This is a genomic window from Phyllobacterium sp. MT110 (genome assembly GCF_058792715.1).
In genome coordinates this window covers 33,067-58,436 of sequence record NZ_JBXAFE010000005.1, presented here as the reverse complement: position 1 = coordinate 58,436, position 25,370 = coordinate 33,067, and the positions used below count along the sequence as shown (strand labels likewise).

The following is a 25,370-nucleotide window of genomic DNA, read 5'->3' as shown; positions in this document are numbered from 1 at the left end:
CTTGCAAACGAATCAGAATTGACAAAACCCGGTGGTTAACACCGGGTTTCTTTTTGGCTTTTCAACCGGGAAATTACAGCCTGCCTCAAGTGTTAAAGCTAATTTTCCATGAATTCACCGGGCCTTAACCATCGGTATTCAGCAAGCGTTCATATTTATCGGTTAAATTTTAGCTAAATGATCGCTAACCGATTTTTTCGGGCGATCGAGATTCAGGAAATGAAGATATGACCATGCTCGTTCAACTGCGCGATACGCTTCGCGTCGTCCGTGAATTCATTGCACCGTCCTACCGGCCGGAACGCCATTACATGCGCGGCCCCGGCCCCGCCTGTGCACAGCGCAACCACGGTCAGGCATGATGGTAAACGCGCGCGTCAGACGGAGCCTCATCACGGGCTCGCAAGCCATAGTCACGCATAACAGCCGCAATCCGCAGCCGGTAATCGGCAAAGATTTCGGCGCGGCCAGCGCTCTGGGCAGCGCGATGTTCCTCGGTCTGGCGCCAAGCCGCAACTGAGGCTTCGTCGCGCCAGAACGACAGGGAGAGATAGCGGTTCTCGTTGGCAAGACTGCGGAACCGTTCGACGGAAATGAAGCCGTCCATCTTTTCCAGAAGCGGGCGCAAATTCGCCGCCCGCTCGAAATAATCTTTCTCGTGGCCTTCCCTCGGTTCCACTTCGAAAATCACAGCAATCATCGGATCAATTCCCCATTGTTTCCAGTAACCCGGCGCAGGAACGTGCGGTCCTCGCGGCGGATGAATTTCCGTTCGCGCGAAAATTCGTAATTGGCGCGGCCCAGCGGATCGGCCATCAATTTTGCCCGGTACGCCTCATAGGCCGCCAGATCCTCGATGGTGTAAATCCCGTAGGCCAATGTGGCCGACCCCTCATGCGGGGCGAAATAGCCGATCAGGTCGGCGCCGCAGCGCGGGATCGCCTCGTTCCAGGTGCGTGCATAGTGCTCGAACGCATCCTTCTGGTAGGGGTCGATTTCATATTTGATAATGCAGGTGATGCTCATGACGGCCGCTCCTTCGTGTGGATTGGCCTGTTTTAGAGCAGCCGGATGACCCGATGCTTCGATCACGGCCGAACTATCGCGGCCGCAAAACAGTCAGCCCCGCCAGGCATTTGGCGCGCGGCGGGGCTGGTTGCAAAAAAGTATCGGTTCTATCAGGCGTCGAGGCCGTCGAAGAGTGCAGTCGACAAATACCGTTCAGCAAAGGACGGAATGATCACGACGATATTCTTGCCCTTGTTTTCCGGACGCTTGCCGAGCTCGATAGCCGCCGTGAGCGCGGCGCCGGAGGAAATGCCGACCGGCACGCCTTCGAGCTTGGCCACCAGGCGGGCATAGGTGAAGGCATCCTCATTGGAGACCTGAATGACCTCGTCGTAGATGTGCGTGTCGAGCACCTGCGGCGCGAAACCGGCACCGATGCCCTGAATCTTGTGCGGGCCGGGATTGCCGCCTGATAGAACCGGCGAATCCTTCGGCTCGACCGCAACGATGCGCACGTCCGGCTTGCGCTGCTTCAGGACCTGGCCGACACCGGTGATGGTGCCGCCGGTGCCAATGCCCGACACAAAGATATCGACCTTGCCGTCCGTATCGTTCCAGATTTCCTCGGCGGTGGTCCTGCGGTGAATCTCGGGGTTGGCCGGATTGTCGAACTGGCCGGGAATGACCGCATCGGGCGTGGTTTCCACCAGTTCATTGGCCTTGGCGATGGCGCCCTTCATACCCTTGGCGCCCTCGGTCAGAACCAGTTCGGCACCGAGCAGCTTGAGCATCTTGCGGCGCTCGACCGACATGGTTTCCGGCATGGTGAGAATGAGACGGTAGCCCTTGGCGGCGGCGGCAAACGCCAGCGCAATACCGGTATTGCCGGAGGTCGGCTCGACGAATGTCGTCTTGCCGGGCGTTGCCTTGCCCTGTGCTTCCAGCGATTCGATCAGCGCGACGCCGATGCGATCCTTGACACTGGCAATCGGATTGAAGAATTCGAGCTTGGCCAACAGATTGGCTTCGACACCCTGATCCTTTGCCAGCTTATCAAGACGGATAATCGGCGTATCGCCGATGGTATCGACAATGGAATTGTAGATACGGCCGCGGCCGGGTTTGCGCGCATCACTCGTGCTCATGGAAATGCTCCCTCAATTGCTGTGGCAGCCATCTTATGGCGCGAGCTTGAAAATTCATAGTCGAGCCTATGCATAAACAGCCCGATCACGGGAATTTCATGCCAATATACCTACAGCCTTAGAATAAAATTCTACGGTCAGGGCGCCCGGCCGGCGATAGCGAGTGCAGCGCCCGCCATGAATGCGGCGGCGGTGCGGTTCAGCCGTTTCAGCGCGCGCGGCGATTGCAGGAACCAGCGTGCCTTGGATGCAAGCGCGAGATAGGGCACCAGCACGACAAGCAGCGTCACAACCGTTACGCAGGCGAGCAGGGCATAATCGGTCGGGGTGATCGCGTGCAGATCGATCAGCGTCGGCGTCAGGGCGATATAGAAGATCATGGTCTTCGGATTGCCGAGGGTAACCGCAAGCCCGGAAAGCACGCTGGCGAGAGCCCCGCCGCTGCCGCGCCTGGCTTCAATCTTTTCGGCGGAAATTCCCGCGGTCCAGAAACTCCAGGCGAGATAGGCGAGATAGACCACACCCGCCCATTTGATCAGCAGAAACAGTGTTCCGAACGTCTGCGCCACCATGGAAAGGCCGAGCACCACGGCTGTCAGATAGGTCAGATCGCCGAGGACGAGGCCGAGCGACATGAACAGGGCCGAGCGGAAACCGGAGCCGAGCGCCCGCGCGATGAGGGCGGTGAGTCCGGGCCCGGGAATGGCGGCGGCAATGGCAAGGGCGCCCGAATAGGCGATGAAACCGGCAAGTGTCATGATCAATCTCTGCGTGAAATCCGTGCGGCGGGAGAATACGCCGATTTTCCGCACTGGCAATCGGGTTTGGTTGATTGCTGCATTCGTCATTTTTTGAGGCTGTGCGACCTAGAGTACCAGAAATCCCCGTCCCAGCGGATCATCGTCTTCAACGATGAACTCCGCCTTGCCGCTGTAATAGGCGTGGCCGGAGACACGCGCCGTGATGGCGTCGAAGGTTCCCGCCCTGGTGAGCGAGGCGACAGCCCCGGCAAAACGCGAGCCGACAATGCTTTCGAAAATCCGCGCTTCGGTGGCATGAATCTGGCCCTTGGCGTGCATGGCAGCCAGCCGCGCCGTCACGCCGGAACCGGTCGGCGAGCGGTCGAGCTGGGCATCGGCGAAAATGCAGACATTCCTTGTCGGCGCTTCCGACCAACCGTCGAGACCGTCGGTGAGGATGGAACCATAGAGAAAGGCAAGGTCGCTGTGATCCGGGTGCGCCAGCGGCACGGCGTCCTTCACCGCTTCGGTGAGCAATGTTGCCGCCTCGATGAATTTGCGCGCGGGATCGCGGCCGAATTCAAGGCCGAACTGGCTGCAATGGGCGAGCGCGTAATAGGCGCCGCCATAGGCCACGTCGAACGTCACGTCGCCATAGGGCGGCAGATGGATGGTCCGGTCCCCGGCAAACAGAAAGGCCGGGACGCTTTCGAAGGAGACGCTGGCGGACTTGCCGTCCTTCACCTCGACGGAGGCGACCACCATGCCGCAGGGGCATTCGATGCGGACGGTCGTAACCGGCTCGACCTTCTCTACAAGGCCATAATCGATGGCATAGCGGCCTAGCGCGATAATGGCGTGGCCGCACATGGTCGAATAGCCCTCATTGTGCATGAACAGCACGGCAAGATCGGCGCCGGGCAGGTTCGGTTCGACCAGCAGCGCGCCATACATGTCGAAATGGCCGCGCGGCTCGAACATCAGGATTTTGCGGAGATGGTCGAGATTGTCCCGGACATAGGCGCGCTTCTCCAGGATCGTGCCCTTCGGCAGGACGGGATAGCCGCCGGTGATGATGCGCAGGGGCTCGCCGCCCGTGTGCATGTCGACGACGCTGAGCGGCGCGGCCATCAGGCGATGCCCAGAAGCGCGGGCAGCTTGCGCATGTCGTCAAACAGGATACCACCCGCCGCCACGAGACCTTCATGGTCGGCATGCGCATCGCCGCAATAGGAAAACACCCGCATGCCGGCCGCCGTTCCCGCCGTTGTTCCCGCCACGCTGTCCTCGATCACCACCGAGCGGGACGGCTCGACTCCCATCTGCCGTGCCGCATGCAGGAAGAGATCGGGGAACGGCTTGCCGCGCGCCACCATGGATGCACTGTACAGCACATCGTGGAAATGGCCGATCAGCCCGGTTTTCCCCAGCGTCAGGTGCATTTTTTCCACATTGGCGGAGGAGGCCACGCAGTAGGACAGTTGCGCTTCTTTCACGGCATCGATGACCGTTTCGATGTGCGGGATGGCTTCAACGCCGTTTTCGAAAATGACGGGAATGGCCTGATACCAGCGCTCGACAAAATCGTCGCCAAGAGAATAGCCTTGCGCCTCGACCTTCTCCTTCACCGCGCGCATCGGCATGCCGCAGAGGTTCTTGCGCGCCTCATCGAAGGTGATGGGATAGCCCGCGGCATTGAGCATCTTGATCAGATGCTGATTGGCAAGGGCTTCGGTATCGACCAGGACCCCGTCACAGTCGAAAATCACCAGATCGGGGCGAGTCATGCTTAATCTTCCTTGTCTGCGTCCTGCGCGTAGAGCTTTTGCAGCTCCCCGAACGTCACGCCGGTTTTTGAGAATTCGAACGTGCCCTTGTCGAGCACTTCGCGGGCCGCATCGCGAATGGCGGTGAAGGCGGCAGTGGTCAGCCGCGGCCCGAGCGAAACGCGGCGCACGCCGATCGATTTGAGTTCGCTGACGCTCAATGACGCCGGCGCCAGGACATTGACCGGCTTCGACACGGAGGCACAGATCGTGCGGATGCTCTCGAGATCCGAAATGCCGGGCGCAAAAAGCACATCGGCACCGGCCCGTTCAAAAGCCTGCAACCGCTTGATCGTGTCATCGAGATCGGCACGGCCATGCAGGAAATTCTCGGCACGCGCCGTGAAGACGAAATCGCTCTTCAGCGCCCGTGCAGCTTCCGCCGCCGCGTAGACACGCTCGACCGCATGGTCGAAATCATAGATCGGCTTGTCCGCATCGCCGGAAAAATCCTCGATGGAGCAGCCGGCAAGACCGGCGGCTTCGGCGGCGAAGATGGTCTCGCCGGCGCTGTCGGCGCTGTCACCCTTGCCCTTTTCCAGATCGCCGGAAATGGGCAGATCCGTTGCCGCCACGAGATCGCGGCAATGCTGCATCATGACATCGAAGGCGACGCCGCCATCGGGCAGAGCGCGCGAAAAGGCAAACCCGGCGCTGCTGGTGGCCAGCGCCTTGAAGCCGAGCGACGCGAGGAACCGGGTCGTACCGGGATCCCATGGATTGGGCATCAACAGAATTTCCGGTCCCTGATGCAGCTGACGGAAAACCTTGCCCTTGTCCATGCTATCCTCCCGCGATTACGACGTGCCCGTTGACCCGAACCCTCCGGCACCGCGTGCCGTTTCGCTGGCATGCTGCCGTTCTTCAACCTCGAGCTGCACGACCGGCGCCAGCACGACCTGCGCGATGCGCATGCCACGCTCGACGTAGAAGTCGTCATCTCCAAGATTGATCAGGATTACTTTTACCTCACCCCGGTAGTCGGAATCAATGGTCCCCGGCGTGTTGAGGCAGGTAATTCCATGCTTGAGGGCAAGGCCGGAGCGCGGCCTTACCTGCGCTTCATAGCCTTGCGGGATTTCAAAGACGAGACCGGTCGGCACCAGGGCGCGGCGGCCGGGCAAAAGCAGCAGCGGACGGTCCTCGGGCACTGCGGCGCGCAGGTCCATTCCGGCCGAGCCGGGGGTTTCATAGGCGGGCAAATCGAGGTCCCGCCCATGCGGCAACCGGACAAGACCGAGAGCGGGATGCACGTGACGTGCGGAATCGGATGATTGAGACATGAGGTCACCTTTTTCACCAGTCCGCCGGATTGGTCAACTCACAAGATTTGTCCGGATCATTGTTTACACACAATCTCTATCTAGCAGTGGCTGAACCTGACGATTCCCAAGCGCCGCGCGACGCGCTATTGTCAGTCGGATCAAGAGTGAATCGGGTGAATCATGTGTCGATGGGCAGCCTATCTCGGACCTCAGCTTTATCTCGAAGATGTCATTGCTTCGCCCTGCCATTCGCTGATCGCCCAGAGCCATGATGCGCACGAGGCCAAGACCCGCACCAATGGCGATGGTTTCGGCGTTGCCTGGTATGGCGAGCGGCCGGAACCCGGCCTTTACCGCGATATTCTCCCTGCCTGGTCCGACCAGAACCTGAAGAGCCTGTCGCGGCAAATCCGGTCGCACCTGTTTCTCGCCCATGTGCGCGCCTCCACCGGCGGCTCGACCAGCCGGACCAATTGCCATCCGTTCGTCTCGGGCCAATGGAGTTTCATGCACAATGGGCAGATCGGCCATTTCGACCGGCTGCGGCGCGGGCTGGAAGCCAAGCTCGACGATGCGCTCTATGTGCAGAAACTGGGATCGACGGATTCGGAGCTGATTTTCTTGCTGATGCTGCAGCACGGCCTCGACAAGGACCCGGCACAATCGCTGGTGGAGACGGTCAATGTCATCACCGCCGAGGCGGAGCGCGCCGGCGTGCCGCCCTTCATCCGGCTGACAGCAGCGTTTTCCGACGGGACGCAGCTCTACGCGGTGCGCTACGCCACCGACCGCTTTGCCCCGACGCTCTATACGGCGACGCTCTCACCCAGCTCGGGCCTGTGCGTCGTCTCGGAACCGCTGGACGGAGAAGCGGAAAACTGGATGCCGGTGCCGCCGAACAGTTTCGTGACCGTCAAGAACAGCAAGCGCATCGCCATCGAGCCGTTCATGGCACAGGAAAAGTCCGGTCCCGTGCTGGAGAACGTGTAAATTTCAAAATTTTGACTACGCCGCTTTGTCGGCTTTGCGCTTGAGCGCGACGATCCTGTCGATTTCAGTTTGCTTGTCGCGGGTTTCGATCTTGAGATCGTAGGACATCTGCATGTTCAGCCAAAACTCTGCGGACGTGTTGAAATATTTTCCCAGCCGCAGCGCCGTATCGGGAGTGACCGCCGTCTTCTCCGCAACCAGACGTTCGATACGCGTCCGCGGAACATGCAGCGCTTTCGCCAAGGCACCGGCGCTCATCTTCAAGGGTTCGAGAAACTCCTCCCGTATAATTTCACCGGGATGGATGGGAGGTAAACCGTTTTTGCTCAACATGCTTTTTCCTTCCGGAGTCTAGACCTAGTGATAATCCGTAATTTCAACCTGCTTGGCGCCCGCCTCTGTCCAAATGAAACAGACCCGCCATTGGTCATTGATACGGATCGAATGTTGTCCCTTTCGATCCCCTTGAAGGGCTTCCAAGCGATTGGCGGGCGGCGCAAGGAGATCCTTAAGTGAGGTCGCATGCTGGATCATGGTAAGCTTGCGACGAGCGCGTTGAAGCACGATTTCCGGAAACCCTCTCGGAGCTACCCCGTGTAAAATCGCCTCCGTCCATTTGTCCTTGAATGAACATATCATTATCGCCTCAAATGCAGCTATTCTACCGCCACGCATTCACCGGTCAAACAAAATGTATCACGCCGTGATACAACCTTCGTATAAGACGCCTTAGAATTGACAGTCGACGGCAGGGCCTCCGGCTGATAGAAGGCGCGCAACCCTACGATTACGAAATTTGAGCCGCTTCATGTCTTCTGCCGACCATCCCGTTTCCAAACGCCGTACCTTTGCGATCATCGCGCACCCGGACGCCGGTAAAACCACGCTGACCGAAAAGCTGCTGCTGTTCGGCGGAGCGATCCAGCTTGCCGGCGAGGTCAAGGCCAAGAAGGACCGTATCCAGACCCGCTCCGACTGGATGAACATCGAACGGGATCGCGGCATCTCGGTCGTCACCTCGGTGATGACCTTCGAGTACAAGGACTGCATCTTCAACCTTCTGGATACGCCCGGCCACGAAGATTTCGCCGACGACACCTACCGCACACTCACCGCCGTCGACAGCGCCGTCATGGTCATCGACGCCGCCAAGGGTATCGAGGCGCGGACGCTGAAACTCTTCGAAGTCTGCCGCATGCGCGATATTCCGATCGTCACCTTCGTCAACAAGATGGACCGGGAAAGCCGCGACCCCTACGAAATCCTCGACGAAATCGAGCAGAAACTGGCGCTCGACACCGCCCCGATCACCTGGCCGATCGGCCGCGGCAAGAGCTTTGCCGGCACCTACAACCTGCAAGACAATACCGTGCGGCGCCGCGATGAAGAGGAAAAGCCGACACCGGTCAACGGACCGGAAGCCGCCGGTGCCTCCGGCCTGCTGCCCGAGAACGAACGCCAGGCGTGGATCGACGAGGTGACCCTGGCGCGCGATGCCTGCAATCCCTTCGATCTGCAGTCATTCCGCGAAGGCCATATGACGCCGGTCTATTTCGGCTCGGCGCTGCGCAATTACGGCGTGCGCGACCTGATCGAAGCCTTCTGCGATTTCGGACCGAGCCCGCGCGCGCAGGATGCCGATATCCGCCGCGTTGAAGCGACCGAAGACAAGATGACCGGATTTGTCTTCAAGATCCAGGCCAACATGGACCCGAACCATCGCGACCGCATCGCCTTCCTGCGCGTGTGCTCCGGCAAACTGTCGCGCGGCATGAAAGCCAAGCTGGTACGCACCGGCAAGCCGATGAGCCTGTCGGCACCGCAGTTCTTCTTCGCCCGCAGCCGCCAGATTGCCGACGAGGCCTGGGCCGGCGATGTGGTGGGCATTCCCAACCATGGCACCTTGCGCATCGGCGACACGCTGACGGAAGGCGAAGACATCCTGTTCCGCGGCGTGCCGAACTTTGCCCCTGAAATCCTGCGCCGCGTGCGGCTCGACGATGCGATGAAGGCGAAAAAACTGCGCGAGGCGCTGCAGCAGATGGCGGAAGAAGGCGTTGTCCAGCTGTTCCTGCCCGATGACGGTTCGCCCGCCATCGTCGGCGTGGTCGGCGCCCTGCAGATCGACGTCCTGACCGAACGGCTGAAAGTCGAATATACGCTTCCCGTCGGCTTCGAGCCCGCACGCTTCACCATTGCGCGCTGGATTTCGGCCGATGACCCGGCGGAGCTGCAGCGCTTCGTCAACGCGCACCGGGCCGATATCGCCCACGATCTCGACAATGATCCGGTGTTCCTGGCGCAGAATTCCTTCTCGCTGTCCTATGAGGCAGAGCGCTGGAAGGCCATCCGCTTCGCCGCGATCAAGGATTATCAGGTCCGCGAAAAGGCCGCCTGAGCCCGCTCACCCTTCAACCGGACTGACCGCCGTTCGTCACCCTGACCGGCCTCGCGCATTTATTCAACCAAATGGTTGACAATTGAAATCGCGCGGCTATATTAAACCTTATGGTTGAATATAGCACACCCACGCTCGACGCCGTTTTCCATGCCCTCTCCGACCCGACGCGGAGAGCCATGCTGCACCGGCTGTCGACCAGCGAACGCACCGTCAGCGAACTGGCGACGCCGTTCAACATGTCGCTCGCCGGCGCATCCAAGCACATCAAGGTGCTCGAAGCGGCCGGGCTGGTGCGGCGGCACGTGCAAGGCCGGACCCACGTCTGCGCCCTGCAGGCGGCCCGGCTGGCCGAAGCGCAGGAATGGCTGCGCTACTACGAGCAGTTCTGGCAGGAACGGCTCGACGATCTGGAAGACATTCTGCGCGCGGAGGACCGTGCGCTTGCCGACACGGCGAAACACGGGGCCCGCAAGGCCCCCAAATCCAAACAGGATACCAAGGAGTAGAATGATGAGCCTGCATCAGGGAAACGACCAGCTCGGCATTGCAACAGCCCCACGCACCGTTCGCATCGAACGGCTGCTTCCCGGTCCGGTGGAGCGCGTATGGGCCTATCTCACCGACGCGGAAAAGCGCGGCAAATGGCTCGCCAAGGGGCCGATGGCGGGCCATGCCGGCGGACCGGTGGAACTGACCTTCCGCCATTCCGAACTGTCCACCGCGCCCACCCCGGAAAAGTACCGGAAATATGAAGGCCACCGCAATGTCGGGAAGGTCATACGCTGCGAGCCGCCGACATACCTGTCCTTCACATGGGAAGAGGGCAATGGCACGGCATCGGAGGTGAGTTTTGAGCTGCAGGCGGCCGGCGACGACACTCTGCTGACCCTCACCCACAGCCGTCTCGCCGATCATGGCGCCATGGTCAGCGTCGCCAGCGGCTGGCACACGCATCTGAGCGTGCTGATCAATGTGCTGAACGGGGCCGAAACCGCCGATTTCTGGGCGAAGATGGAGCACCTCGAGGCTGAATATGACAGGGCGCTGCCCGCATGACATTTTTGCTGCGTCAATGCTGGCGCACCACATTACCGGAAGGATGATACGCATGAAACCGCGCTATGAAGGCAACCACAACATCGCCATGAAAGTTCCGCCGCACCAGTATGAGGCAACGGTCGCCTTCTACCGCGATGTGATCGGCCTGAAACCCCTCGACAACCACCCTCCCCATGTCGGGTTCCATTTCGGTTCGAACCAGCTGTGGATCGACCGGATGCCCGGCATGAGCCAGGCGGAACTGTGGCTGGAAATTGCCGCCGACGATGCCGGTGCGGCTGCGGTACACCTGAACGCTGCCGGCGTTGTCCGCTGCGACGCAATCGAGGCGCTGCCGGAGGGTCACCGGGATTTCTGGATTACCAGTCCCTGCCAGATCGTCCACCACATATCGCAGAAGGGTGAAGGGTGGTAAGCGCAGACCGGCTACTATTGCCCGGTCAGCGCTTGAACCTGCGCTCGAGCAGCAGGACCGTTTCGCCGGTATAATCGGCCGTGCCAATCCGGCCGAAGCCGGTCTTTTCCGCTACCCGGAGCGAAGCGGTGTTTTCCGGCGAAATGATGCACAGGGCCCGGTCCTGCTTGAAAAAACCGTCGCCCCACGCCGCAGCCGCCGCAAGCGCTTCACTGGCATAGCCCTTGCCGTGGATTTCCGGTGCGAGGACCCAGCCCATCTCCGGCGTGTCGCCAAAGGGCGGTTCGATATCACGCAGGAAATTGGCAAAGCCGATATCGCCGACATAGCGGCCCGTAGCCTTGTCTTCGACCGCCCAGAACCCATAACCGTTCAGGGTCCAGAGACCGGCATATTTGAGCAGCCGGCCCCAGGAGGCCTCGCGGGTCGACGGCTTGCCCGAAATGAATTCATAAACCGCCGGTTGCGTCCACAGGCTGTGCAGCGCTTCAAAATCGTCCAGCCTGTGTGCGCGCAGAATGAGGCGTTCGGTTTCAACGATGGGCGTCGTGGTGGCGGTCATGGGGATTCCGTCTTCAACAATGATTTGCGTTTTCTGGAGATTATTGTTCATCAAGTCAAATGACTTGAAAAGTAAGCAGATGCTTACCTTTCTGGCGTTCCGGCATCATACCTCGATCGTCTGCAAGGCGGCAGCGATCCGGGCGGCCAGCCGTTCCGCTACCTCTTCCTTGCTCATGTCGGGCCATTCTTCGACGCCGGAACGCGTGACAATGCGCACCGCATTGCGGTCGCCGCCCATCACCCCGGTGGCGTGGCTGACATCATTGGCAACGATCCAGTCGGCACCCTTCTTGTCGAGCTTCTTCCGCGCATTGGCGAGCAGGTCCTGAGTCTCCGCAGCAAAGCCCACCACGAGGCGCGGGCGTTGCCTGCTGTTCCCGACCCCGGCGAGAATATCGGGGTTTTCCACCATCTGCAGGGCTGGGGCCGCCGCGCCCGGCTGCTTCTTGATCTTTTCGCCCGCTTCGTTTGCCGTGCGCCAGTCGGCGACCGCCGCAACCATGACCGCCGCATCTGCGGGCAGCAACCGTTCCACGGCATCGCGCATGTCGCGCGCGGATTCCACATGGGTGACGAACACGCCCTCGGGGTCCGCAATCGTGACCGGCCCGGAGACCAGATGCACCGTCGCCCCCAGCCGCGCCAGCGCAGCGGCGATGGCATGGCCCTGCTTGCCGGAAGAACGATTGGCGATGTAGCGCACGGGATCGATGGGCTCATGCGTCGGGCCGGAGGTCATGACAATGGTCTTGCCGGCAAGCGGTTTCGGCCTGATATCCAGCAGTGTTTCAATCGCGGCGACGATCTCCAACGGCTCGGCCATGCGCCCGGCGCCCGCCTCGCCGCTTTCGGCCATCTCGCCGCTGTTCGGCCCGACAAAGCGGATGCCGTCATTGGCAAGGGTCGTTCGGTTGCGCCGGGTTGCGGGATGATTCCACATTTTCGGATTCATGGCCGGGGCGATCAGGACGGGCTTGTCGGTTGCCAGCAGCACCGCCGAGGCCAGATCATTGGCCAGACCGCCCGCCATTTTTGCCATGAGATCCGCCGTTGCCGGGGCAACGACAATGAGATCCGCTTCGCGCGACAGGCGGATATGCCCGACATCGTGCTCGTCCTCGCGGGAGAACAGGTCGGTAAAGACCTTGTCCGCGGCCAGTGCACCGACGGACAGGGGCGTGACAAATTCTTCCGCTGCCTTGGTCAGCACCGGGCGCACATGCGCACCGCGCTCGCGCAGGCGGCGGATCAGGTCGAGGCATTTATAGGCGGCAATGCCGCCGCCGATGATGAGAAGAATATGCTGCCCCGCAAGCGGTCCGGCAGCCAACGCTGATGAAGGTGCCGAGACCTGGGTGATGGAAGGGCCCGCATGCACATCCAGTGCCGCAAGCAGGAGGCGCACCTCCTCCTCCATCGACCGGCCGTGGGCGGCGGCGCGCAGCCGCAGCTTTTCCTTGGTCGCATCATCGAGATTGCGGATGGTGATGCTGGCCATATGATTGCACTCTCCATGGATTGATCGCATCAAATGCAATCATTGCAATCACACTAGCGCAGTTTAGCTCAGAAAAGAAGGCCGTAAGTGATGATAACCAGACAGATTGCAATCACCCACAGCGCCACGCGGCCGGAGCGGGTGTGCCGCGCCTCCGCCTTGCCGATAGCCTTTGCCGTCTCGTCATCGAAGCGGAAACCCTGCTCCGCCATCCGGTCCATCTCTTTCGACAGGCGGTCGGCACGCGCCACCAGCTCAGGCGCCTGACGGGCGAGATGCAGCAGGGCGCCGACGCCCTCACGCGCATCGGCAAGAATTCCCTGCGGACCGAGATTGCGGCGAATCCAGTCACCGACAACAGGTTCGGATGCCTTCCACATGTTGAAATGCGGATCGAGCGTGCGGGAGACACCTTCCACCACCACCATGGTCTTTTGCAGCATGACCAGTTCCGGCCGGGTCTCCATGTCGAAAAGCTCGGTGACCTCGAACAGCAGGGTCAGCAGCTTGGCCATGGAAATGGTTTCGGCGGGCTGGCCATGGATGGGCTCGCCAATGGCGCGGATGGCCTGGGCAAAACTCGCCACGTCGTGGTGATGTGGCACATAGCCAGCCTCGAAATGCACCTCGGCGACACGGACATAGTCACGCGTGATGAAGCCGTAGAGGATTTCGGCGAGAAACCGCCGTTCCTTCTTGCCGAGGCGTCCGGTAATGCCGAAATCCACGGCAACGATGTGCCCGCGATCATCGACGAACATGTTGCCGGGATGCATGTCGGCATGAAAGAAACCATCCCGCAATGTATGGCGCAGGAAGGACTGGATCAGCGTTTCGGCAAGGCCGACGAGATTGTGACCGGCAGCGCGCAGGCCGTCGATATCCGACATCTTGATGCCGTCGATCCACTCGAGCGTCAGCACATCGCGCCCCGTGCGCTCCCAATCGACGGTCGGCACGCGGAAGCCCGGATCGTTCTTGGTGTTCTCGCCGATTTCCGAAAGCGCGGCCGCTTCCAGCCGCAGATCCATCTCGATCCGCGTCGTCTGCGCCAGGGTGCGCGTCACTTCGATCGGACGCAGGCGGCGCGTCGCAGGCACGTAGCGCTCCTGCCACTTTGCCACGAGGAAGAAGCTTTCCAGATCGTTGTTGAAGCGCTGGCGCACGCCCGGCCGGACAACCTTGACGGCGACCTTGCGGTTCTCGCCGCCTGTTCTGACATAGGCGGGGTGGACCTGCGCAATCGATGCCGCGGCAATGGGTTCGCCGAGGTTGACATAGAGATCATCGACGGGACGGCCGAGCGAGCCCTCTATGGCCTTGACCGACGCTTCCATCGGGAAGAAATCGAGCTGATCCTGCAGCAGCGCCAGATCATCGGCCACTTCGGTGCCGACCACATCCGGCCGCGTTGCCAGGAACTGGCCCAGCTTGACGTAGGACGGCCCGAGCTTGTTGATGGCGCGCGACATGCGCTCGGAACGGCGGGCCGTGCGGGCGCGCCGCCTTGCCAGCAGCCCGGCGATGCGGTGGCCGAACGCGGGAAGGCCGCTCAGGCCTTCGGCGGGCAGTGCGGAAATAACGCCTTCGCGCGTCATGATCCATCCGGCCCGGATCAGGCGAAATGTTGCGGTAAACTTACTCATTCAGAACGTCACAATTTCCAGCCGGAATGCAGGGCAGCGATACCGCCGGTAAAGTTGCGCCAGCTCACCCGCTCGAAACCTGCCGTGCGGATCATCTCGGCGAAATCCGCCTGGCGGGGGAATTTGCGGATGGATTCCACCAGATACTGGTAGGAATCCGCATCCCCCGTGACCGCCTTGCCGATTTTCGGAATCGCATTGAACGACCAGGCGTCGTAAATCTTGTCGAGAACCGGCAGTTCCACCTCGGAAAATTCAAGGCAGAGGAAGCGGCCGCCCGGCTTCAGCACACGATAGGCTTCCGCCAGGGCACGGTCGATATGCGGCACGTTGCGGATGCCGAAGGCGATGGTGTAGGCATCGAAGCTGGCATTCTCGAATGGCAGTTCCTCGGCATTGGCTTCAACAAACTCGGTATTGTCGGCAAGGCCTTTTTTCGCCGCGCGGTCACGGCCGACACCCAGCATCGAGCCGTTGATGTCGAGCACGGTGGCATGGGCATTGCGATTCGAAGCCTCGACGATGCGGAAGGCGATATCACCGGTGCCGCCGGCAACATCGAGTGTCTTCCAGTTCGACGTCTTGGACGGGGCAAGCCAGGCGATCATCGAATCTTTCCAGACGCGGTGCAGCCCGCCGGACATCAGATCGTTCATCACATCGTAGCGCTTGGCGACGCGATGAAACACGTCATTGACGCGTGTCTGCTTTTCTCCGTCGCCGACATCCTGAAAACCGAAGGACGTTTCCATGCCGCCATGGGCACCGGTGCGTTGCTGGCTCATTGTGCTACCTGCTGATCTCTTTTGCGGGCGGAGCATAGAAGATTGAAACGCAGAAGGCTATTGTCTGTTGCGCGATGAAGCGACGCGCTGCACATTTTGTCGAATGGAGACCGCCCATGGTGTTGAAGGCCGAACTGCATTGTCACGTCGAAGGCGCAGCCTCCCCCGCCCTCGTCGAGCGAAAAGCCGGCAAATATGGCGCCGATGTTTCGGCCTTCATCGTCGACGGCCGGTTCGTCTGGCACGACTTCACCTCGTTCCTGCGCGCCTATGATCAGGCCTCGGCACTGTTCCGCACGGAGGAGGATTATGCTGACCTGACTGAGGACTACCTGTTGTCCCTCAGCGCGCAGGATGCGATCTATTCGGAAGTGTTCATCTCCAGCGACCATGCGATCAGTGCCGGGCTTTCGCCGCGCGCCTATATCGAGGGGCTGGCGGAAGGCATGCGGCGCGCCAAGGCCGCCACCGGCATCGAATCGCGCATGATCGCCACGGGCCTGCGCCACAAGGGGCCGGACGCGGTGATGGAAGCAGCAAGATATATCGCCGAGAATCCGCACCCGCTGGTGACCGGGTTCGGCATGGCCGGCGACGAACGCATGCACCACCCCAGGGATTTCGCCCGTGCCTTTGATGTCGCCCGCGACGCCGGCCTCGGCATCACCGTGCATGCGGGCGAGCTTTCCGGATGGGAAAGCGTTGCCGACGCGCTTGATGCGATCAGGCCGTCACGCATCGGCCATGGCGTGCGCGCCATCGAGAACCCGGATCTGGTGCGGCGGCTGGCGGAGGAGAAAATCCTTCTGGAATGTTGCCCCGGCTCCAATATTTCACTGCAGGTCTACGCCGATTTCCCGTCCCATCCTTTTCCGGCCCTGGCCAAGGCCGGCGTGCCGGTCACGCTGAATTCCGACGACCCGCCCTATTTCCATACGGACCTTGCGCGGGAGTACGATATCGCCGCCACGTTCTTCGGCTGCGACGACGGCGCCTTGACGGAGATCACGCGCACGGCGCTCAAGGCAGCTTATGTGGATGAAACCACGCGAAACACACTGATTGAGCGCCTCGACGGCGACAAAACTGTGCGTGCCGGGGATGCGGACTTTGCGGGATCGGTTGCAAGCAGCTAAGGTCGGGGAAAATTCGAGTAGGAGTTCTCCATGGGCGTTACGATCGTTTCCCATCCGCTTGTCCAGCACAAGCTCACCATCATGCGCGACAAGGATACATCCACGGCGGGATTCCGGCGGCTGCTCAAGGAGATTTCGCTGCTGCTGTGCTACGAGGTGACGCGCGATCTCGAACTGACCACCATCCGCATCCAGACGCCGATGATGGAAATGGATGCGCCGGTGCTCGAAGGCAAGAAGCTGGTGTTCGCCTCGATCCTGCGCGCCGGCAACGGTCTGCTCGAAGGCATGCTCGACCTGGTGCCCGCCGCGCGCGTGGCGCATATCGGCCTGTACCGCGATCACGACACGCTGCAGCCGGTGGAATATTACTTCAAGGCACCCGAAGATATCGTCAACCGGCTGATCATCGTCGTTGACCCGATGCTGGCGACCGCCAATTCGGCCATCGCGGCAATCCAGAAGCTGAAGGATCGCGGCGCAACCAATATCCGCTTCCTATGCCTGCTTGCGGCACCGGAAGGCATCGAGCGCTTCACCAAGGCCCATCCCGACGTGCCGGTGTTCACCGCGGCCATCGACAGCCACCTGAATGAAAAAGGCTACATCATGCCGGGCCTCGGCGATGCCGGTGACCGGATGTACGGCACGAAATAGGTCTGCTGCAATAACACTGTGCGTGGTTCGACAAGCTCACCATGAGGGAAGTGGTTTGGCTGCAATCCCTGTCCTCCCTCATGGTGAGCTTGTCGAACCACGCACAACTATCGTGCCGGGAGACCATTACCCGCCGATGCGGCGCAGGACGGGATTGACCGTGCGCGGCTTGCGGCCGGAGAAACCATAGGCGGCAAGAATGGCGCGGGCACCCGCCTCGGCATCGCTTTGGCTGCGCGCATGGACAAGGGCAATCGGATCGCCCGCTTCCATCAGCGCACCCACCGGCTGCAGCGCCGTGATGCCCACCGCGTGGTCAACCGGGTCCTGCGGACGGATGCGCCCGCCGCCGAGCGAGACAACGGCGACACCAATCGCCCGGGTTTCCACCGACGCGACATATCCTGCCTGCGGTGCCTTCACTTCCAGCATCACCGGCGCAACCGGCAGATAATGGCGGGCGCGGGAGACGAAGTCCGTGGGTCCGCCGAGCCCGGCAACCATGCGGCCAAAGACCTCCGCTGCCTTGCCTGAATTCAGGGCTTCCCGCGCCTTGTCCATGGCGGCCTTGGGACTGGCGGCAAGCTTGGCCGAAACCAGCATTTCCGCAACCAGCGCCAGCGTAACCGCTTCAAGGCGTGGATCCCGGAGATCGCCGGTCAGGAAATCCACGGCATTGAGCACTTCCACGGCATTGCCTGCGGCAAGTGCCAGCGGCTCGTTCATGTCGGTCAGCAAAGCGGTGGTGGTCAGTCCCGCGCCGCTTGCCACCGCGACAATGCTTTCGGCCAGGGCCACGGCATCGCGGCTGCGCGCCATGAATGCGCCATTGCCCGATTTCACATCGAGCACCAGCGCGTTGAGCCCGGCCGAGAGTTTTTTCGACAGGATGGACGCGGTGATCAGCGGGATCGATTCGACCGTGGCGGTGACATCGCGGATGGAATAGAAGCGCTTGTCGGCCGGTGCGAGATTGGCGGTCTGGCCGATGATGGCGCAACCGACCTCGTGCACAACCTTGCGGAACAGCGCATTGTCCGGCTGGCTGCGATAGCCGGGGATCGAATCCATCTTGTCGAGCGTGCCGCCGGTATGGCCAAGGCCGCGCCCGGAAATCATCGGCACATAGGCCCCGCACGCGGCGGCAATGGGCGCAAGCATCAATGAGACATTGTCGCCGACACCGCCGGTCGAATGCTTGTCGACAGCCGGGCCCGGCAGATCGGACCAATCGAGAATATCGCCGGAATCGCGCATGGCGAGCGTCAGGGCGACCGCTTCGTCGCGCTTCATGCCGTTGAAGAACACCGCCATGGCAAAGGCGGCAACCTGCCCTTCGGTGATGGCGCCCGAACTCATGGCGTTGACGAAGGCGGTGATATCCGCCGCATCGAGCGCATGCCCATCGCGTTTGCGGCGGATGATTTCCTGCGGCAGCAACATGATCAGCCGATCTCCCGGACCAGCGCCCGGATAATTGTCTGCAGGCGCGCACCGCCCTTCGGCGCGACATCCTTGGTTTCCTCATGCGACAGCTCTGCACCCGTCATCCCGGCCCCGTAATTGGTGATGACCGAACAGGCGGCAACACGCAGGCCGAAGAAGCGGGCGAGAATGACTTCAGGCACCGTCGACATTCCAACCGCATCGGCGCCGAGCGTGCGTGCCATGCGGATTTCCGCCGGTGTTTCGAACGAGGGGCCGGAGAACCACATATAAACGCCCATCGGCAGCTTCTCGCCCACCTCACCGGCGGCGATGACAAAGGCATCCTTGAGCTTCCTGTCGTAGGCGGCGGTCATGCCGACAAAGCGCTGATCGGAGGCTTCGCCGATCAACGGATTGAGCCCGGAATAGTTGATGTGATCGTCAATCAGCATGACGCTGCCCGGCGCAAGGTCGTGGCGCACCGAGCCCGCCGCATTGGTCAGGATCAGCATTTCGATGCCAAGGTCGGCCAGCGCCGCCATGACCGGGCGCATGACCGCGGCATCGCCCTTTTCGTAGTAGTGGGCGCGGCCCGCCAGCATCAGCACCGGCTTGCCGGAGAGATAGCCGGCAACCACTTCCCCGGCGTGGCCGGAGACACCGCTGTGCGGGAAACCCGGCAGATCGGCATAGGGAATGCGGATGGCATTCTCGACCGCATCCACGAGGGATCCCAGACCGGACCCGAGGACGAGCGCGACACGCGGCGCCAGGCCCTGCAACTTGTGGATGAGCGCTCCAGTGGCAGGCGCAATCATGCGGCACTTCCTTTTCCCAGAACTTCCGCTTCAAAGCCGTGGGGGAAAATCTCTTTCATCGTCAGGGTTTCGACAATGCCATTGTTGTCGCACAGGTGCAGGCGCGTCTCGGGACCGGCGAACTCCGCCAGCCGCTGGCGGCAGCCGCCGCAGGGCGTGCATTTCGCCTTCTTTTCTGCAACCACGAGAATATCAGTGATTGTGCCGCCACCGCCCATGACGAAATGCGACAGGGTGGTGGTTTCGGCGCACCATCCCTCCGGATAGGAAATGACTTCGATGTTGCAGCCGGAATAAATCCGGCCATCGCTGGTGCGCACGGCAGCGCCCACCGGGAACTGCGAATAGGGCGCATGGGCTTTCTGCATGGCCGCAAAGGCGGCATCGAACAGGTCTGTATTCATTCTATCGCTCTTTCACATAGGCCACACCACCCGCCTTGGGCGGAATTGCCTTGCCGATGAAACCGGCCAGCAGCACGATGGTGAGAATATAGGGCAAGGCCTGCATCAGCTGCACGGGAACCTCACCGATGAGTGGCAGGGGATGCCCCTGCATGCGGATGGCAATGGCATCGAGAAAGCCGAAAAGCAGGCAGGCAAACATGGCATGGACCGGCCGCCATTTGGCGAAGATCAGCGCGGCGAGCGCGATATAGCCCTTGCCAGCGGTCATATCCTTGACGAAACCCGCCCCTTGCGCTGTTGCCAGATAAGCACCGGCGATACCGCAGAGCAAGCCGCAGCAGATCACCGCGCGGTAACGCAGCCACGGCACGGAAATGCCAGCCGTATCAACCGCCGCCGGGTTTTCACCGACCGCGCGCAGGCGCAGGCCGAAGCGCGTGCGGTACAGCACCCACCAGGTGAACGGCACCAGCAGGAAAGCGAGATAGACCAGCACGGAGTGGCCGGAAATCAGCTCGGAATAGATCGCGCCGATGACCGGAATGCCGTTCAGCGTTTCCACGCCCGGCAGGTCGATCGGGTTGAAGCGCGCGGCGTTGGGCAGCGACGGCGTACGCCCGCCCTGCTGGAACCAGGCCTGGCCGAGAATGACGGTGGTGCCGGCGGCAATGAAGTTGATGGCGACGCCCGAAACGATCTGGTTGCCGCGATGGGTGATGGAGGCAAAGCCATGCACCAGCCCCAGCGCAACGGAAACCACAACGGCCGCGAGCAGCCCGGCATAGGCCGAGCCGGAATAGGTGGCCGCGGCACCTGCCGCGAAGGCGCCGGCCAGCATCTTGCCTTCCAGACCGATATCGAAAATACCGGCACGTTCGGAATAGAGCCCGGCAAGACAGGCCAGCAGCAGCGGCACGGAGAGACGGATCGTTGAATCGAGAACCTGCAGGACGACGGTGAAGCTATCCATTATTGACCTCCCTCGGCGGCAACGGCCGGTGTGGACTGGCGCTTCGTCCGGGCGAACCGCTGCAGGACGCGCAGCAGGGTCGGGCGGAACATGTGCTCCAGCGCGCCGGCAAACAGGATCACCAGGCCCTGGATGATGACGATCATGTCGCGGGAAATATTGGGCATGTCGAAGGCGATTTCCGCACCGCCCTGGTAGAGCATGCCGAACAGGATGGCGGCGAGAACGATGCCCGCCGGATGCGAACGTCCCATCAGCGCCACGGCAATGCCGACAAAGCCGGCGCCGGCGACGAAATCAAGCTGCACGCGGTGCTGCGCCCCCATGATCGGGTTCAGCGCCATCATGCCGGCCAGCGCGCCCGATATCATCATGGTGATGACGATGATCCTGACCTCGCCGATACCGGCATAGCGCGCGGCCTTGGGGCTGTAGCCCATGGTGCGGATTTCATAGCCGAGCTTGGTGCGCCAGATGAGCACCCAGACAAGGAATGCGGCAACCAGCGCCAGGAGGAAGCTGATGTTGAGCGGCGCCGAGCGCATGTTCAGCCCGATCAGGCTGAGCAGCCAGCCGAGGCCCGGCAATTGCCCGCCATCGCCGAAGACACGGGTTTCCGGTGCCTGCGTGCCCGACGCCTTGAGATATCCCACCAGCAGATAGACCATGATGCTGGCGGCAATGAAGTTGAACATGATCGTGGTGATGACCACGTGCGAGCCGCGCTTGGCCTGCAGCCAGGCCGGAATGAGGGCCCAGAGCGCGCCGACCAGCCCCGAGGCAATGATGGCCAGCGGAAAGGTGATCCACCAGGGCAGGACATTGCCGAGGCCAAGGCCGACCACCGCAACGCCGAGGCCGCCAATATAGGCCTGCCCCTCGCCGCCGATGTTGAACAGGCCGCAATGGAACGCCACGGCGACGCAAAGGCCGGTGAAAATGAAGTTCGTCGCATAATACAGCGTGTAGCCGACACCGTCGCCGGAGCCGAAGGCGCCCTTGACCATCAGGACAGCGGCATCAATCGGGCTTTCGCCGACCAGCAGAACGACGAGGCCCGCAACAAAAAACGCCACGATCAGATTGATCAGCGGCAGCAGGCCATAATCAGCCCAGGCGGGCAGTTTGGCAAAGGGCTGGCTCATGGCAGGGCCTCAATGATGGCGTCGGAGGTGGAGATTTTGGCATATTCGCCATCAAGAACGGACAGCGCCAGCGCGTGAACATCTTCCGCGCTCCAGCTCTTGCCGCGATGATCGGTGCGATCGATGCTGGCCACGGCATCCTCGGGAACAATCACCTCAAAGCCGAGATTGGCCGCCATGCGCACGGTCGCATCAACGGAGTTTTCGAGAAGGACCCCCGTTACCACGAGGCTGTGGACCTGCAGTTCATCGAGGACATCCATCAGATCGGTGCCAATGAAGGCATTGTTGGTGCGCTTGTCGACCACAGGCTCGCCCACCTGCGGCGCCACCTCGGGCTTGAAATCATTGCCCGGCGTGCCGGGGCGATAGGGCGATGCCGGATCGGTGGAATCATGCTTGATATGGACGATCGGCAGGCGGCGCTCCCGCCATGCGCCGAGAAGCCGGGCAATCTGCGCCTCGGCGTCCGGCTGGCCGCGACGGCCCCATTTCGGATCATCGATGGCATTCTGCACATCGATGACGAGAAGTGCCTGGGTGGTGGTCATTCCGCCGCCTCCTGATTTTCAACGCCGGCCATCAGAAGACCCAGCTCGCCTTCGCTCGTATCCGCATCGCGTTCTCCGACGATGCGTCCGGCAAACATCACCAGAATGCGGTCGGACAGGGAGCGGATTTCATCCAGCTCAACCGAAACAAGCAGCACGGCCTTGCCCGCATCGCGCATCTCGATGATCCGCTTGTGGATGAATTCAATCGCACCAACGTCAACACCGCGCGTTGGCTGGCCGATGATCAGCACGCCCGGGTCACGCTCGATCTCGCGGGCCAGGACGATCTTCTGCTGGTTGCCGCCGGAAAAATTCGCCGTTTTCAGGCGCGGATCGCTCGGGCGGATGTCATATTTCTCGATCTTCTTGCGTGCATCGGCCTTGATGGCGTCGATATCGAGGAATGGCCCGTTCAGATAGAGCGGATCATCGTGGTAGCCGAGGATGGAATTCTCATATTCCTCGAAGGCAAGAACCAGCCCCATGTGATGCCGGTCTTCCGGCACATGGGCGAGGCCGCGATCACGCAATTCGCCCGGATCGGCCGCACCGGTTATATCGATGACCTGCCCGTCCAGGAGCACGCGGCCGGACACGGCCGTGCGAATGCCGGCGACCGTCTCGATCAGCTGCGACTGGCCATTGCCCGCCACACCGGCAATGCCGACGATTTCGCCGGCGCGAACCGTGAAGGACGCATTGTCGACCATGACCACACCGCGGCTGTCGCGCACCGTGAGATTTTCTACCGAGAGCTTGACCTCGCCCGGCTTGGCTTCGCCTTTCTGCACCCGCAGGAGAACCCGGCGCCCGACCATCAGTTCGGCCAGTTCCTCGACCGTCGTCTCTGCGGTCTTGCGCGTTGCCACGACTGAGCCCTGGCGCATGACGGACACATTGTCGGTGACGGCCATGATCTCACGCAGCTTGTGGGTGATAAGAACGATGGTTTTGCCCTGCGCCTTGAGCTGCTCCAGAATACGGAACAGATGATCGGCTTCGGCTGGCGTCAACACACCGGTCGGCTCGTCGAGCACCAGAATATCAGCGCCGCGATACAGCGCCTTGAGGATTTCAACACGCTGCTGCAGACCGACCGGCAATTCCTCGATCAGCGCATCGGGATCGACATCCAGCTGGTATTCCTGTTCCAGCCGCTTCAGCTCGGCGCGGGCCTTGGCAATGCCCCGCTTCAGGAGCGGTGCGCCCTCGACACCGAGCATGACATTTTCAAGCACGGTGAAATTTTCAACCAGCATGAAATGCTGATGCACCATGCCGATGCCCAGCCCGATGGCGGCATTGGGATCGCTGATTCTGACCGGCGCACCATTGATGCGGATTTCGCCATTATCGGCCTGATAAAACCCGTAGAGAATGGACATAAGCGTGGACTTGCCAGCGCCATTTTCCCCGATAATACCGTGAATAGTGCCTTTTTCGACGCGCAAATGAATGTCGCGATTGGCGTGAACTGCACCAAACCGCTTATCAATTCCAACAAGTTCAATCGCCGGTTCTGCCATGTCCCCATCCGCTGTTGATCAGCTTTTTATCGTTCCGAACTTTTGACCCTAGAGCAAAGAAAAATCAAATGGAACCGGTTCCGTTGGGTCCCCGATTGCTCGTTCACTGGATTTTTTACTTTTTAGTCAAGAATTGCATATTTCCCGTTCCGTAGCGGGCCTCGACAAACCGGGCCCGGCTCTGGCAATCTCCTGACATGGCCGACATCATCGCTCCCTTCGCTTTCCACACCACGCCGCGCATCGTCTTTGCGGCAGGCGCCAGCGGCGATATCGCCGCGCACCTGCGCATAAAGCCCAGGGACCGGCTGCTTGTCGTCACGGATGCCACCATCCTTGCCCTTGGACTGGCGCAACCGGCCATTGCCAGCCTGCAAGCCGCCGGAGCCGATATCACGGTGTTCGGCGAGGTGGAAGCGGATCCATCGCTCGATACACTGCTGAATGCCGTGGACGTGGCCCGGGAAAACAGCGTGAACCATGTGCTCGGCTTTGGCGGCGGTTCCTCGCTGGATGTGGCCAAACTCGTCGCGCTGCTCGCAGGTTCAAATGAAAATCTCGACGATGCCTGGGGCGTGGGCAATGCCAGGGGACCGCGCCTGAAATTGACGCTTGTTCCCACCACCGCCGGAACCGGCTCCGAGGTGACGCCGGTTTCCATCATCACCGTCGGCAGCAATGAAAAACGCGGCGTCTCGTCACCGCTCATCCTGCCCGACGTGGCGCTGCTTGACCCGGACCTCACCCTCGGCCTTCCGCCGCATGTTACGGCGGCGACGGGCATCGACGCCATGGTGCATGCCATCGAGGCCTATGCCTCGAAGAACGCCAACAACAATCCGCTCTCCCGGGCGCTGGCCGTCGAGGCCTTGCGGCTTCTCGGCGCGAACATCGAGACCGCGGTTTTCCATGGCCGGGACAAGGCGGCGCGTTCGGCCATGCTGCTCGGTTCGATGCTGGCCGGACAGGCCTTCGCCAACTCTCCCGTTGCCGCTGTCCACGCCCTTGCCTACCCCATCGGCGGGACCTTCCATGTACCGCATGGCCTGTCCAACGCCTTGGTTTTGCCCCATGTGCTGCGGTACAACGCGGCCGATTCGATGAATGGGGCGGCCACACACTATGCTGCTTTGGCGCCGCATGCATTCGCCGGTATCGATGTGTCGGGAGGGGCAGAGCGCATCTGCAACAGGTTTATCGACCGCCTGGCCGGCCTCTCGGCCCAGTTGGGGCTGCAGACGCGGCTGCGCGATGTCGGCATTGGCGAGGATGATCTGCCTGTGATGGCGGCCGATGCCATGAAGCAGGGGCGGCTTCTCGTCAACAACCCGCGGGATGTGACCGAGGCCGATGCCCTGGCGATCTACAGAACGGCCTGGTAACGGAG

At 61.4% G+C, this 25,370-nt stretch carries 30 protein-coding genes; 9 read left to right on the top strand and 21 right to left on the bottom strand.

Annotation, left to right across the window (positions count from 1 at the left end):
• The first annotated feature begins 227 nt into the window (after positions 1–227).
• On the top strand, positions 228–362 hold the full coding sequence (locus AC1Q5O_RS20045; RefSeq protein WP_264319104.1) for a hypothetical protein: 135 nt from the start codon (positions 228–230) through the stop codon (positions 360–362).
• On the opposite strand, the gene AC1Q5O_RS20040 is transcribed toward AC1Q5O_RS20045, so the two are convergent.
• The 8 genes from AC1Q5O_RS20040 to dut form a co-directional block, all read right to left on the bottom strand.
• Complete coding sequence (locus AC1Q5O_RS20040; RefSeq protein ID WP_403169135.1) at positions 353–700, bottom strand: antibiotic biosynthesis monooxygenase family protein; 348 nt, start codon at positions 698–700, stop codon at positions 353–355. The two genes, AC1Q5O_RS20045 and AC1Q5O_RS20040, sit on opposite strands and share 10 nt — an antisense overlap.
• Positions 697–1,026: an NIPSNAP family protein gene (locus tag AC1Q5O_RS20035; RefSeq protein WP_472462000.1), complete on the bottom strand. Its 330-nt coding sequence runs from the start codon at positions 1,024–1,026 to the stop codon at positions 697–699. Before AC1Q5O_RS20035 ends, AC1Q5O_RS20040 begins: the two co-directional genes overlap by 4 nt.
• A 152-nt stretch (positions 1,027–1,178) precedes the next feature.
• Positions 1,179–2,153: a cysteine synthase A gene (cysK, locus tag AC1Q5O_RS20030; protein WP_346308396.1), complete on the bottom strand. Its 975-nt coding sequence runs from the start codon at positions 2,151–2,153 to the stop codon at positions 1,179–1,181.
• Between the two features lie 137 nt (positions 2,154–2,290).
• Positions 2,291–2,911 carry a LysE family translocator gene (locus AC1Q5O_RS20025; RefSeq protein ID WP_492565402.1) on the bottom strand — a complete coding sequence of 207 codons (621 nt, stop codon included), beginning with the start codon at positions 2,909–2,911 and terminating at the stop codon, positions 2,291–2,293.
• A 108-nt stretch (positions 2,912–3,019) separates the two neighbouring features.
• The gene (locus AC1Q5O_RS20020; protein ID WP_464662239.1) at positions 3,020–4,024 is read right to left on the bottom strand and encodes a proline racemase family protein; all 1,005 of its coding nucleotides are present in this window, start codon (positions 4,022–4,024) and stop codon (positions 3,020–3,022) included.
• Positions 4,024–4,680 carry an HAD family hydrolase gene (locus tag AC1Q5O_RS20015; protein ID WP_288192605.1) on the bottom strand — a complete coding sequence of 219 codons (657 nt, stop codon included), beginning with the start codon at positions 4,678–4,680 and terminating at the stop codon, positions 4,024–4,026. Before AC1Q5O_RS20015 ends, AC1Q5O_RS20020 begins: the two co-directional genes overlap by 1 nt.
• 2 nt (positions 4,681–4,682) lie before the next feature.
• Positions 4,683–5,501, bottom strand: coding sequence for an isocitrate lyase/PEP mutase family protein (locus tag AC1Q5O_RS20010; RefSeq protein WP_464662238.1), 819 nt, complete (start codon positions 5,499–5,501; stop codon positions 4,683–4,685).
• Positions 5,502–5,516: 15 nt separating this feature from the next.
• On the bottom strand, positions 5,517–6,002 hold the full coding sequence (dut, locus tag AC1Q5O_RS20005) for a dUTP diphosphatase (protein ID WP_223612312.1): 486 nt from the start codon (positions 6,000–6,002) through the stop codon (positions 5,517–5,519).
• A 162-nt stretch (positions 6,003–6,164) separates the two neighbouring features.
• On the opposite strand from dut, the gene AC1Q5O_RS20000 reads away from it, so the two are divergent.
• Positions 6,165–6,974 carry a class II glutamine amidotransferase gene (locus AC1Q5O_RS20000; RefSeq protein ID WP_492565397.1) on the top strand — a complete coding sequence of 270 codons (810 nt, stop codon included), beginning with the start codon at positions 6,165–6,167 and terminating at the stop codon, positions 6,972–6,974.
• Between the two features lie 15 nt (positions 6,975–6,989).
• Here the strand turns inward: AC1Q5O_RS20000 and AC1Q5O_RS19995 are convergent, their stop codons facing one another.
• Positions 6,990–7,307 (bottom strand): HigA family addiction module antitoxin, encoded by a 318-nt coding sequence (locus AC1Q5O_RS19995; RefSeq protein WP_492565395.1) that lies wholly within the window; start codon positions 7,305–7,307, stop codon positions 6,990–6,992.
• Positions 7,308–7,331: 24 nt separating this feature from the next.
• Complete coding sequence (locus AC1Q5O_RS19990) at positions 7,332–7,613, bottom strand: type II toxin-antitoxin system RelE/ParE family toxin (protein WP_403177316.1); 282 nt, start codon at positions 7,611–7,613, stop codon at positions 7,332–7,334.
• A 169-nt stretch (positions 7,614–7,782) separates the two neighbouring features.
• Between AC1Q5O_RS19990 and AC1Q5O_RS19985 the strand changes: the two genes are divergently transcribed.
• The 4 genes from AC1Q5O_RS19985 (at position 7,783) to AC1Q5O_RS19970 (ending at position 10,849) form a co-directional block, all read left to right on the top strand.
• Complete coding sequence (locus AC1Q5O_RS19985; protein WP_492565393.1) at positions 7,783–9,372, top strand: peptide chain release factor 3; 1,590 nt, start codon at positions 7,783–7,785, stop codon at positions 9,370–9,372.
• A 110-nt stretch (positions 9,373–9,482) separates the two neighbouring features.
• On the top strand, positions 9,483–9,881 hold the full coding sequence (locus AC1Q5O_RS19980; RefSeq protein ID WP_492565391.1) for an ArsR/SmtB family transcription factor: 399 nt from the start codon (positions 9,483–9,485) through the stop codon (positions 9,879–9,881).
• A gap of 4 nt (positions 9,882–9,885) precedes the next feature.
• Entirely contained in the window at positions 9,886–10,431 is a 546-nt protein-coding gene (locus AC1Q5O_RS19975) for an SRPBCC family protein (RefSeq protein WP_492565389.1), read from the top strand.
• Between the two features lie 52 nt (positions 10,432–10,483).
• Positions 10,484–10,849 carry a hypothetical protein gene (locus AC1Q5O_RS19970; RefSeq protein ID WP_492565387.1) on the top strand — a complete coding sequence of 122 codons (366 nt, stop codon included), beginning with the start codon at positions 10,484–10,486 and terminating at the stop codon, positions 10,847–10,849.
• A gap of 25 nt (positions 10,850–10,874) precedes the next feature.
• On the opposite strand, the gene AC1Q5O_RS19965 is transcribed toward AC1Q5O_RS19970, so the two are convergent.
• The 4 genes from AC1Q5O_RS19965 to ubiE all read right to left on the bottom strand — a co-directional run bounded on the left by AC1Q5O_RS19965 (position 10,875) and on the right by ubiE (position 15,342).
• Positions 10,875–11,411 carry a GNAT family N-acetyltransferase gene (locus AC1Q5O_RS19965; RefSeq protein WP_492565385.1) on the bottom strand — a complete coding sequence of 179 codons (537 nt, stop codon included), beginning with the start codon at positions 11,409–11,411 and terminating at the stop codon, positions 10,875–10,877.
• Between the two features lie 105 nt (positions 11,412–11,516).
• Complete coding sequence (coaBC, locus tag AC1Q5O_RS19960) at positions 11,517–12,911, bottom strand: bifunctional phosphopantothenoylcysteine decarboxylase/phosphopantothenate--cysteine ligase CoaBC (RefSeq protein ID WP_492565383.1); 1,395 nt, start codon at positions 12,909–12,911, stop codon at positions 11,517–11,519.
• A 68-nt stretch (positions 12,912–12,979) separates the two neighbouring features.
• Positions 12,980–14,557, bottom strand: a complete 1,578-nt coding sequence (gene ubiB, locus AC1Q5O_RS19955) for a 2-polyprenylphenol 6-hydroxylase (protein WP_492565381.1) — start codon at positions 14,555–14,557, stop codon at positions 12,980–12,982.
• Between the two features lie 8 nt (positions 14,558–14,565).
• On the bottom strand, positions 14,566–15,342 hold the full coding sequence (gene ubiE, locus AC1Q5O_RS19950) for a bifunctional demethylmenaquinone methyltransferase/2-methoxy-6-polyprenyl-1,4-benzoquinol methylase UbiE (protein ID WP_105733926.1): 777 nt from the start codon (positions 15,340–15,342) through the stop codon (positions 14,566–14,568).
• 116 nt (positions 15,343–15,458) lie between these two features.
• Here ubiE and AC1Q5O_RS19945 point away from each other — a divergent pair, with 116 nt between their 5' ends.
• Both AC1Q5O_RS19945 and upp read left to right on the top strand, forming a co-directional pair.
• A complete protein-coding gene (locus AC1Q5O_RS19945) occupies positions 15,459–16,478 on the top strand; it encodes an adenosine deaminase (RefSeq protein WP_492565378.1) in 1,020 nt (339 codons plus the stop codon).
• Positions 16,479–16,508: 30 nt separating this feature from the next.
• Positions 16,509–17,135 carry a uracil phosphoribosyltransferase gene (gene upp / locus AC1Q5O_RS19940; RefSeq protein WP_105733928.1) on the top strand — a complete coding sequence of 209 codons (627 nt, stop codon included), beginning with the start codon at positions 16,509–16,511 and terminating at the stop codon, positions 17,133–17,135.
• Between the two features lie 126 nt (positions 17,136–17,261).
• Here upp and deoA read toward each other — a convergent pair whose 3' ends face one another.
• From deoA to AC1Q5O_RS19905, 7 genes are read right to left on the bottom strand one after another with little or no spacing between them, the layout of a single operon-like run.
• Positions 17,262–18,575, bottom strand: a complete 1,314-nt coding sequence (deoA, locus tag AC1Q5O_RS19935; RefSeq protein ID WP_492565822.1) for a thymidine phosphorylase — start codon at positions 18,573–18,575, stop codon at positions 17,262–17,264.
• Positions 18,576–18,580: 5 nt separating this feature from the next.
• Positions 18,581–19,381: a purine-nucleoside phosphorylase gene (locus tag AC1Q5O_RS19930; RefSeq protein ID WP_403169104.1), complete on the bottom strand. Its 801-nt coding sequence runs from the start codon at positions 19,379–19,381 to the stop codon at positions 18,581–18,583.
• Complete coding sequence (locus tag AC1Q5O_RS19925) at positions 19,378–19,785, bottom strand: cytidine deaminase (RefSeq protein WP_492565375.1); 408 nt, start codon at positions 19,783–19,785, stop codon at positions 19,378–19,380. The genes AC1Q5O_RS19930 and AC1Q5O_RS19925 overlap by 4 nt, the downstream gene beginning before the upstream one ends.
• A 1-nt stretch (position 19,786) precedes the next feature.
• The gene (locus tag AC1Q5O_RS19920) at positions 19,787–20,758 is read right to left on the bottom strand and encodes an ABC transporter permease (protein WP_223612324.1); all 972 of its coding nucleotides are present in this window, start codon (positions 20,756–20,758) and stop codon (positions 19,787–19,789) included.
• Entirely contained in the window at positions 20,758–21,903 is a 1,146-nt protein-coding gene (locus AC1Q5O_RS19915) for an ABC transporter permease (protein ID WP_288192615.1), read from the bottom strand. The genes AC1Q5O_RS19920 and AC1Q5O_RS19915 overlap by 1 nt, the downstream gene beginning before the upstream one ends.
• Positions 21,900–22,454 (bottom strand): cysteine hydrolase family protein, encoded by a 555-nt coding sequence (locus AC1Q5O_RS19910; protein WP_492565372.1) that lies wholly within the window; start codon positions 22,452–22,454, stop codon positions 21,900–21,902. Before AC1Q5O_RS19910 ends, AC1Q5O_RS19915 begins: the two co-directional genes overlap by 4 nt.
• Entirely contained in the window at positions 22,451–23,983 is a 1,533-nt protein-coding gene (locus tag AC1Q5O_RS19905; RefSeq protein ID WP_492565370.1) for an ABC transporter ATP-binding protein, read from the bottom strand. The genes AC1Q5O_RS19910 and AC1Q5O_RS19905 overlap by 4 nt, the downstream gene beginning before the upstream one ends.
• Before the next feature lie 209 nt (positions 23,984–24,192).
• Here AC1Q5O_RS19905 and AC1Q5O_RS19900 point away from each other — a divergent pair, with 209 nt between their 5' ends.
• Positions 24,193–25,365, top strand: a complete 1,173-nt coding sequence (locus AC1Q5O_RS19900; RefSeq protein WP_464663164.1) for an iron-containing alcohol dehydrogenase — start codon at positions 24,193–24,195, stop codon at positions 25,363–25,365.
• Positions 25,366–25,370 lie beyond the last annotated feature (5 nt).

Excerpts from the sequence above, each read along its gene's own strand:
- cysK (WP_346308396.1), bottom strand. The coding sequence starts at position 2,153 with ATGAGCACGAGTGATGCGCGCAAACCCGGCCGCGGCCGTATCTACAAT.
- ubiB (WP_492565381.1), bottom strand. The coding sequence starts at position 14,557 with ATGAGTAAGTTTACCGCAACATTTCGCCTGATCCGGGCCGGATGGATC.
- AC1Q5O_RS19975 (WP_492565389.1), top strand. The coding sequence starts at position 9,886 with ATGAGCCTGCATCAGGGAAACGACCAGCTCGGCATTGCAACAGCCCCA.
- AC1Q5O_RS20010 (WP_464662238.1), bottom strand. The coding sequence starts at position 5,501 with ATGGACAAGGGCAAGGTTTTCCGTCAGCTGCATCAGGGACCGGAAATT.
- AC1Q5O_RS20040 (WP_403169135.1), bottom strand. The coding sequence starts at position 700 with ATGATTGCTGTGATTTTCGAAGTGGAACCGAGGGAAGGCCACGAGAAA.
- AC1Q5O_RS20045 (WP_264319104.1), top strand. The coding sequence starts at position 228 with ATGACCATGCTCGTTCAACTGCGCGATACGCTTCGCGTCGTCCGTGAA.
- ubiE (WP_105733926.1), bottom strand. The coding sequence starts at position 15,342 with ATGAGCCAGCAACGCACCGGTGCCCATGGCGGCATGGAAACGTCCTTC.
- AC1Q5O_RS19905 (WP_492565370.1), bottom strand. The coding sequence starts at position 23,983 with ATGGCAGAACCGGCGATTGAACTTGTTGGAATTGATAAGCGGTTTGGT.
- AC1Q5O_RS19980 (WP_492565391.1), top strand. The coding sequence starts at position 9,483 with ATGGTTGAATATAGCACACCCACGCTCGACGCCGTTTTCCATGCCCTC.
- AC1Q5O_RS19965 (WP_492565385.1), bottom strand. The coding sequence starts at position 11,411 with ATGACCGCCACCACGACGCCCATCGTTGAAACCGAACGCCTCATTCTG.
- upp (WP_105733928.1), top strand. The coding sequence starts at position 16,509 with ATGGGCGTTACGATCGTTTCCCATCCGCTTGTCCAGCACAAGCTCACC.
- AC1Q5O_RS19910 (WP_492565372.1), bottom strand. The coding sequence starts at position 22,454 with ATGACCACCACCCAGGCACTTCTCGTCATCGATGTGCAGAATGCCATC.
- AC1Q5O_RS19920 (WP_223612324.1), bottom strand. The coding sequence starts at position 20,758 with ATGGATAGCTTCACCGTCGTCCTGCAGGTTCTCGATTCAACGATCCGT.
- coaBC (WP_492565383.1), bottom strand. The coding sequence starts at position 12,911 with ATGGCCAGCATCACCATCCGCAATCTCGATGATGCGACCAAGGAAAAG.
- AC1Q5O_RS20020 (WP_464662239.1), bottom strand. The coding sequence starts at position 4,024 with ATGGCCGCGCCGCTCAGCGTCGTCGACATGCACACGGGCGGCGAGCCC.
- AC1Q5O_RS19970 (WP_492565387.1), top strand. The coding sequence starts at position 10,484 with ATGAAACCGCGCTATGAAGGCAACCACAACATCGCCATGAAAGTTCCG.
- AC1Q5O_RS19915 (WP_288192615.1), bottom strand. The coding sequence starts at position 21,903 with ATGAGCCAGCCCTTTGCCAAACTGCCCGCCTGGGCTGATTATGGCCTG.
- AC1Q5O_RS19990 (WP_403177316.1), bottom strand. The coding sequence starts at position 7,613 with ATGATATGTTCATTCAAGGACAAATGGACGGAGGCGATTTTACACGGG.
- AC1Q5O_RS19930 (WP_403169104.1), bottom strand. The coding sequence starts at position 19,381 with ATGATTGCGCCTGCCACTGGAGCGCTCATCCACAAGTTGCAGGGCCTG.
- AC1Q5O_RS20025 (WP_492565402.1), bottom strand. The coding sequence starts at position 2,911 with ATGACACTTGCCGGTTTCATCGCCTATTCGGGCGCCCTTGCCATTGCC.
- AC1Q5O_RS20000 (WP_492565397.1), top strand. The coding sequence starts at position 6,165 with ATGTGTCGATGGGCAGCCTATCTCGGACCTCAGCTTTATCTCGAAGAT.
- AC1Q5O_RS20015 (WP_288192605.1), bottom strand. The coding sequence starts at position 4,680 with ATGACTCGCCCCGATCTGGTGATTTTCGACTGTGACGGGGTCCTGGTC.
- dut (WP_223612312.1), bottom strand. The coding sequence starts at position 6,002 with ATGTCTCAATCATCCGATTCCGCACGTCACGTGCATCCCGCTCTCGGT.
- AC1Q5O_RS19985 (WP_492565393.1), top strand. The coding sequence starts at position 7,783 with ATGTCTTCTGCCGACCATCCCGTTTCCAAACGCCGTACCTTTGCGATC.
- AC1Q5O_RS19925 (WP_492565375.1), bottom strand. The coding sequence starts at position 19,785 with ATGAATACAGACCTGTTCGATGCCGCCTTTGCGGCCATGCAGAAAGCC.
- AC1Q5O_RS19945 (WP_492565378.1), top strand. The coding sequence starts at position 15,459 with ATGGTGTTGAAGGCCGAACTGCATTGTCACGTCGAAGGCGCAGCCTCC.
- AC1Q5O_RS20035 (WP_472462000.1), bottom strand. The coding sequence starts at position 1,026 with ATGAGCATCACCTGCATTATCAAATATGAAATCGACCCCTACCAGAAG.
- AC1Q5O_RS19995 (WP_492565395.1), bottom strand. The coding sequence starts at position 7,307 with ATGTTGAGCAAAAACGGTTTACCTCCCATCCATCCCGGTGAAATTATA.